A 7,409-nucleotide genomic window follows, 5' to 3' on the forward strand; every position below is an offset into this window, starting at 1 on the left:
GGAATATCGCAGATTCTAAAACAGAAAATATGCGAATTCACCTCATTGGATTTTTCACCCTGTTGTACGGTACCGTGCATGCGCAGGACACACTAAGGCTTTCTATTCATCAGGCCGACAGCCTTTTCCTCCGAAACAACCTTGAATTATTAGCGGAAAAATATCAGATTGATATTGCCAAATCCATTGAAATTCAGGACAAATTATGGGACAACCCCTCATTAAGCCTTGAGATAAGCGCCTATAATCCATCACGCGGCTTTCTGGACGTAGGACGCAACGGTCAGAAAGCAATCAGTATTCAGCAAATGATTACCCGTGCCGGCAAGCGAAACAAGCAGGTGGCACTGGATGTAGAATCGACACGTAAAAGTGAATTTCAGTTTTATAATCTGATCAGAACATTAAAATTTGACCTGAGACAATTGTTCTTCGAAACCTATTTTCTGGAGCAAACCATCGCAAGGCTCGATAAGCAGATCTCCACATTACGTACTACCATCACAGCCTTCGACAAGGAGTATAGCAGAAATAATATTTCACTGAAAGAGGTAGTCCGGCTGAAAGCACTCATGTTTCAGCTTACAAATGACCGCGCCGACATTCTCTTTGAATTATCCGAAAATCAGCGTGATCTCCGTACCTATCTGAATACAGAGCTTCCCATTAAAGCATTAGTCAGCGAGCAGGATATTAATCGTTATCAAATTCGTAATTATGATACATCAACCCTGAAAGACAAAGCCATTCAAAGCAGGGCTGATCTGAAAGTAGCGCAATCCTCTTCCAAACAGGCGGAACTCAACTATACCCTGCAAAAAGCGCTGGCAAAGCCAAACCTCCAGCTCGGTGCCGTATATGATCAGGCGAGTAATTACACTAATAATTATTTCGGCGTTTCGGCAACAATGGACTTACCTGTCTTCAACCGTAATCAGGGAAATATCAGGGCAGCCAAAAGTAATATCAGCTATTTTAAGACAGCAGAAAAAGCAAAGGAAATCAGTATCAACAACGAAGTAGATGCCGCTTTACAAAAAGTAAATATTGCTGAAACAGCCTATCAGAGCGTGGAAAGCCGATTTACAGAACAGTTTGAATTACTGAACAAAGGCATATATGACAATTTTCAAAAGCAAAATATTACCCTGCTCGAATTCATTGACTTCATCGAAACTTATAACGAGAGTATCCGTGAATTCAACCGCCTTCAGGCCGACCGGATCAAGGTATATGAGGAGCTCAATTTTGTGGTAGGCGAAGAGCTGTTCAACTAATATTTCACCCCGTTTTAACAAAGATATTTCTCTTAAAGACGATACAATGAAAAAGTTAATTTCTGTAACCTTACTTACCTCTATCGTAATCTGGAATGTCGCCTGTAGTAAAAAGCAGGAAGCTCCGGAAGAAGCAAAGGCTTTTATGCTTTCCGATACAATGATGAGCCGCATTACACTGGATACCGTAAAAACGGAGACCGTGCGGAACGAACTTACTCTCGTGGGGAAAGTGGTTCCTGATGAAAACAAAGTAATAAAAATCTTCCCGCTGGTAGGGGGAAATGTGGAGGATGTAAGTGTAGAGCTGGGCGACAATGTGGTAAAAGGCCAAAAACTCGCTACTATCCGTTCAGGTGAAGTGGCAGATTTTGAGCGTCAGATGATACAGGCGCAATCCGACTTGCTGATTGCTCAAAAAAATCTTTCCTCAACAGAAGACCTCTACGAAAGCAAACTGGTTCCTGAAAGGGATGCAATCACCGCCCGCCAAATGGTAGATAAAGCGCAGGCTGAACTGAACCGTGTGAAGGAGATATTTTCGATTTATGGCATTGGAAAATCGACCAACTATACCATCAAATCCCCGATCAGCGGATTTATTATTAACAAGAATGTCAACCGCGGAATGCAGCTGCGTTCCGATAACTCCGAAAGTTTGTTTACAGTAGGACAAATCGCGGATGTGTGGGTATTGGCAAACGTTAACGAAAGTGATATTCCGAGAGTACAATTGGGCATGGCAGCCGATGTAAAAACCATTTCCTTCCCTGACCAGATTTTCAAAGGGAAAGTGGACAAGATCTATAATGTACTTGATCCTGAAACCAAGACGATGAAAATCAGGATTCAGCTGCAAAATGTCGGTTTCAAACTAAAACCTGAAATGCATGCAACGGTATATCTGAACTTTGAAGAAAGTAATCAAATGCAGGCAATTCCGTCGCAGGCTGTCATTTTTGACCGCAGTAAAAATTGGGTAATGGTATTTCATGGTCGTTCCAAAATTGAAACTAGGGCTGTGGAAGTATATCGCTCACTGGCCAACAGGACTTACATCAGCAGCGGTTTAAAGGATGGCGATGTGATCATTTCCAAAAATCAGTTGCTGGTGTACGACGCGCTGAATGACTAATAAGTGAATTCTGAATGAGAGAATGAGTGACCACACCAACGCGCAAAATCACTAGTATCGAAATTTTCGGTATTCTATCATTCTCTGATTCAATCATTCTATCATTCGCCCTTTTACTCATTCACTCATTCTATCATTATTTCGATGAATAAATTCATTCGGGGAATTGTAGGTTTCTCTCTTAAGAACCGTTTCTTCATTTTTTTCATGACAGGCCTGCTCATCGTTGCAGGAATTGCCAGCTACCGCGATACACCTCTGGAAGCATTTCCGGACGTTACCAATACACAGATCATCATTGTAACGCAATGGAATGGCCGGAGTGCTGAGGAAATAGAGCGTTTTGTGACGGTACCTATAGAGGTTGCCATGAACTCAGTGCAGCAGAAAACCAATGTCCGGAGCACGACCATGTTCGGGCTTAGTATTATCAAGATCATTTTTGACGACAATGTAGAAGACTTTTTCGCGCGGCAGCAGGTCAACAACCAGCTAAGAAATATTTCCTTGCCCGAGGGAGTCGAACCCGACGTGCAACCTCCTTACGGTCCCACGGGTGAGATTTTCAGATATACACTAAAGAGCAAAGATCGGGATAGCAGGGAATTGCTCACACTACAAAGCTGGGTAATTGACCGCCAGCTGAGAAGTATTCCCGGCGTTGCTGATGTGGTGGCATTCGGAGGGCGCGAGAAGATTTATGAAGTGCAGGTAAATCCTACCAATCTGGTTAAATACAATATTACACCACTGGAAGTGTATCAGGCGGTAACGAAGAGTAACATTAACGTGGGCGGTGATGTGATTGAAAAAAACGGGCAGGCCTACGTTGTTCGCGGTATAGGGCTGTTGACTTCCATTCCCGATATCGAAAACATTATCGTGGAATATGTGAATGAAAACCCAATTCTGGTGCGCGATGTGGCAGTAGTGAAAGAATCAGATATGCCACGTGTTGGTCAGGTAGGATTGGACGAAAACGACGACGTGGTGGAAGGAATTGTCGTGCAGCGTAAAGGCGAAAACCCAAGTGCAGTTCTGGCTTTGATCAAAGATAAGGTCGAAGAGCTGAACACTAAAATTTTACCGCCGGATGTAAAAATGGTAACGTTTTATGACCGCGATAATCTGATTGAATTCTGCGCACATACGGTAAAACACAACCTGATCGAAGGGATCGTACTTGTAACGGTAATTGTATTCCTTTTCATGGCCGACTGGCGCACAACCATCATCGTATCCATCATCATTCCGTTAGCGCTGCTTTTTGCCTTTATGTGTCTTAAAATGAAAGGCATGTCGGCCAACCTGCTTTCGATGGGGGCGATCGACTTCGGGATCATCATTGACGGTGCCGTGGTAATGGTGGAAGGGATTTTTGTGGCGCTGGATCATCTCGCACACAAGAATGGCATGCAGCGTTTCAACAGACTTTCCAAACTGGGATTGATCAAAAAAACGGGTGGAGAACTCGGTAAAGCTATATTCTTCTCGAAGCTGATCATTATTACCGCACTTATACCCATCTTCAGTTTCCAGAAAGTGGAAGGCAAGATGTTTACACCATTGGCCTATACACTTGGGTTTGCATTACTTGGTGCATTGCTTTACACCCTCACACTTGTGCCGGTGCTTTGCTCTTATCTGCTGAATAAAAACGTGCGTGAAAAAAGTAACCCTATCGTCCGTTTCTTCGACAATGCTGTAACCAAAGGTTTTGAGTGGTGTTACGGACATAAAAAAGTGAGTGTGCTTTTTGCTTCTGTATTTATGGGTCTAAGCCTCTTCTCCTCTACCCTGTTGGGAACGGAGTTCCTTCCGACATTGAATGAAGGTGCGCTTTGGGTAGAAGCCAAAATGCCTATGAGCAGCTCGCTAAACGAGACCATTAAAATGGTAACAGTACTTCGTGCCAAACTCAACGAATTCCCTGAGGTGAATGGCGTGTTATCGCAAACGGGCCGCTCCAATGACGGAACGGATCCTTCAGGATTTTACTATGTACAGATGCAGGTAAACCTGAAACCAAAAGAGGAATGGACACGGAAAATTACCCAGGATGAACTGATTGAAGAAATGGATACGAAGTTGAAGGAATTCCAAGGTATTAACTACAATTATTCCCAGCCCATTATTGACAACGTAGCAGAGGCTGTAGCGGGTATGAACGCCAGCAATGCTGTCAAAATATACGGAGATGATCTGGAAACGCTGAACACCAAAGCCAATGAAGTACTGGAAGCCATTAAAGATGTTCCGGGGATTAAAGATGTTGGTATTCTCAGGAATATAGGTCAGCCTGAAGTGAGCGTGATTTTGCACGACCATAAAATGGCGCAGTATGGCGTAAGTACCGCCGACGTACAAGCGGTGATCGAAATGGCCATTGGAGGAAAGACGGCTTCGATTCTCTATGAAGGAGAACGTAAATTCGATATCAGACTACGTTATGAAGAGCAATACAGAAAAAGCGTTGATGATATTCAGCAGCTGATGGTACCAACGATGACGGGTGGCAAAATTCCGTTGAAGGAGATTTCAACCATCAGAACCATTACCGGACCCGCATTTGTGTACCGAGATAACAACAAAAGGTTTATTGGTGTAAAATTCTCCGTGCGTGAACGGGATCTTGGAAGCACCATTGCCGATGCACAACAACGTGTAAAACCACTTCTGAAATCATTGCCCAAAGGATATGCTGTGAACTGGTCTGGAGAATTTGAAAATCAGGTACGTGCTACGGCAAGATTGGGGCAGGTTGTTCCGATCAGCCTTATCGGGATTTTTATTCTCCTGTTTATCATGTTCAATAATGCCAAAGATGCCGGACTGGTGTTGGTAAATGTTCCTTTCGCACTGATAGGCGGGATTCTTGCCTTGCATGTAACCCATATGAACTTCGGGATTTCGGCAGGGGTTGGCTTCATTGCGCTCTTTGGCTTATGTGTACAAAACGGAGTTATTCTGATTTCAGTCTTTAATAAAAACTTGGCCGATAGAATGTCACTCGATCAGGCCATTCGTGAAGGTGTCAAATCCAGGATCAGACCAGTCATTATGACCGCACTGATGGCTGCTATTGGCTTATTACCCGCCGCTACTTCAACCGGTATTGGTTCCGAAACTCAAAAGCCACTGGCCATTGTCGTAATCGGCGGGTTGATTACGGCAACGGTATTAACCTTACTTATTTTCCCGATTGTTTATGGTTTCTTCAACAGAAAGAAACGGCTTGCTGTGTAAAGCGTAATTTGATTGGAGTATTAAAAAGAGAAACTGCCTCAGCTTATTGGGGGCAGTTTCTTTATTTACATACCAAACGAGAATCACAGATTCGTTTCCTTTTGAGAAGAACTATTCATCCTCCCGAAATCATACCCTAAGTGCATATTATAACGCAATGAGACACCGAAGGCCAACCCTGTTCCATTACCAGTAATGCTGGCTGACTGGTTCTCAGTGCCGTTGACATAATATACCAGCTCCGTCCTGACAGAATTTCCCGCCCCCCACTGGTAACGCGAAAAGAAACTGATATCGATCTTTTTAGAAACCTTCAGTATGTATTCTGCAGAAGCTTCAAGTGCCGCCGTGGGGTGTGAACTAACACGGGTATCACTGGTGATAAACAATGTATCATATCCCATTCTTCGACCTGCACTCCTGTAACCTATAAATTCTCTATATTTCGTTTGTCTTCCTGAGTTAGGAACAATTCCGGCTCCTGCACCCACCCATAATGCAGACCGACGAATACTGGGTTTACCAAACAGGATACGCCGTTTTACCCGAAATAAAATACTGTTCTTATCATTCTCCATTTTATAGATCTGAGGATAATCGCCATGTAGCACCAGTGTATTATGTATCGGTGAGCGTGCATATTCCAGTTCCATGGTCCACTGCTCCCTGCTCACCCAACCCACACTGGCACCGAAACCATAATCAGTGGCCGACTGTGTGCCTATCAGATCATTAAAATTGTTGTTGAGCTTTGCCTGATCGTTCCTGACAAAACCATTAAACCCCGCATACCAGCGATTCCTGATCCGCACTTCACCAAACCGTTTCAGATATGATTCAGTATTGTGATGTTCAAACCCCGGCTCTTTCTTCACCGGAAGAGTGTAATAATCAGCACTACTCTGCGCAAGCAAAGAACCTGAAAAAAGTAAAAGTAATAAGGAGGTAAAGCCTGGTTTCATAGACATATTGATTGGTAATCCAATCGACTATACGCCACTGAAATTGTGACTGTTGCAGAGACTTATTCGTAATTTATCTCCTAGTTCCCCTCTTTGAATGCAGTATGAGTATAGATATATGCGCTTTACTCACAAAAACAACATAAAACATCTATCCCTGATCTGTACTTTGGTAAATCTACATCACTATGAAAGGAATATGTAAGTTGTATGAAGTCGAGGCAGAATTAATGGAAAGTCATATAATTCCAAAATTTGTAATCGAACACATGAAGAAAACAGGTTCTCGTTTTCTTAGAGCCTTTGCCAATCCAAATAAACGCATGCAGGATGGTTGTATGCGTCCGATAAAACCATATTTTAACAGATCCTTATAGTCCGTAATCTTGTTTCATGAAAACTGAGACGAAAAAAATGCGTGAGCTGTACGATCAATGGCAAACGCAAGGTATAAGCAAACAGGCTTTTTGCAATCGGAATGGTATTGGCTACCATAAATTCAATTACTGGGTTAAAAAATTCCGCGGCAAGAATGTCGCTCCCGTCGAACCAACCCGCGGGTTCAGCCAGATACCGGTTCAACAACCGGATTTAATTGAGCAAAATCAACAGGTGCTGGCCGCCATTACTTTTCCATCGGGAGCGCGTATAGAGCTGTTCGGATCTCTTGACGCTTCTTTTATCAAGAAGCTCATCCTTTAATATGCTAGCTTTATCTCACAGCTGCCGGTACTTTTTGTACCGGAGTCCTGCTGACATGCGGCTGGGAATCTACAGCTTAGCCGGTCT

General features: G+C 43.4%; 5 protein-coding genes. 4 read left to right on the forward strand and 1 reads right to left on the reverse strand.

Going from position 1 to position 7,409, the window contains the following annotated elements; translation table 11 throughout:
- Positions 1 to 29 precede the first annotated feature (29 nt).
- The 3 genes from DSL64_RS23765 to DSL64_RS23775 all read left to right on the forward strand — a co-directional run bounded on the left by DSL64_RS23765 (position 30) and on the right by DSL64_RS23775 (position 5,658).
- A complete protein-coding gene (locus DSL64_RS23765) occupies positions 30 to 1,277 on the forward strand; it encodes a TolC family protein (RefSeq protein ID WP_115833445.1) in 1,248 nt (415 codons plus the stop codon).
- A gap of 46 nt (positions 1,278 to 1,323) precedes the next feature.
- On the forward strand, positions 1,324 to 2,412 hold the full coding sequence (locus DSL64_RS23770) for an efflux RND transporter periplasmic adaptor subunit (protein ID WP_115833446.1): 1,089 nt from the start codon (positions 1,324 to 1,326) through the stop codon (positions 2,410 to 2,412).
- Between the two features lie 144 nt (positions 2,413 to 2,556).
- On the forward strand, positions 2,557 to 5,658 hold the full coding sequence (locus DSL64_RS23775; protein ID WP_115833447.1) for an efflux RND transporter permease subunit: 3,102 nt from the start codon (positions 2,557 to 2,559) through the stop codon (positions 5,656 to 5,658).
- Positions 5,659 to 5,741: 83 nt separating this feature from the next.
- On the opposite strand, the gene DSL64_RS23780 is transcribed toward DSL64_RS23775, so the two are convergent.
- Positions 5,742 to 6,620 (reverse strand): hypothetical protein, encoded by an 879-nt coding sequence (locus DSL64_RS23780; RefSeq protein ID WP_147300411.1) that lies wholly within the window; start codon positions 6,618 to 6,620, stop codon positions 5,742 to 5,744.
- A gap of 393 nt (positions 6,621 to 7,013) precedes the next feature.
- Here DSL64_RS23780 and tnpA point away from each other — a divergent pair, with 393 nt between their 5' ends.
- The gene (tnpA, locus tag DSL64_RS23790; RefSeq protein WP_115833450.1) at positions 7,014 to 7,322 is read left to right on the forward strand and encodes an IS66 family insertion sequence element accessory protein TnpA; all 309 of its coding nucleotides are present in this window, start codon (positions 7,014 to 7,016) and stop codon (positions 7,320 to 7,322) included.
- Positions 7,323 to 7,409 lie beyond the last annotated feature (87 nt).

The organism is Dyadobacter luteus (assembly GCF_003383615.1).
Taxonomy (GTDB): Bacteria; Bacteroidota; Bacteroidia; order Cytophagales; family Spirosomataceae; genus Dyadobacter; species Dyadobacter luteus.

What these genes read in the sequence shown, in the direction of transcription:
- DSL64_RS23765 (WP_115833445.1), top strand. Translation starts at nt 30, where the DNA reads ATGCGAATTCACCTCATTGGATTTTTCACCCTGTTGTACGGTACCGTG.
- DSL64_RS23770 (WP_115833446.1), top strand. Translation starts at nt 1,324, where the DNA reads ATGAAAAAGTTAATTTCTGTAACCTTACTTACCTCTATCGTAATCTGG.
- DSL64_RS23775 (WP_115833447.1), top strand. Translation starts at nt 2,557, where the DNA reads ATGAATAAATTCATTCGGGGAATTGTAGGTTTCTCTCTTAAGAACCGT.
- DSL64_RS23780 (WP_147300411.1), bottom strand. Translation starts at nt 6,620, where the DNA reads ATGAAACCAGGCTTTACCTCCTTATTACTTTTACTTTTTTCAGGTTCT.
- tnpA (WP_115833450.1), top strand. Translation starts at nt 7,014, where the DNA reads ATGAAAACTGAGACGAAAAAAATGCGTGAGCTGTACGATCAATGGCAA.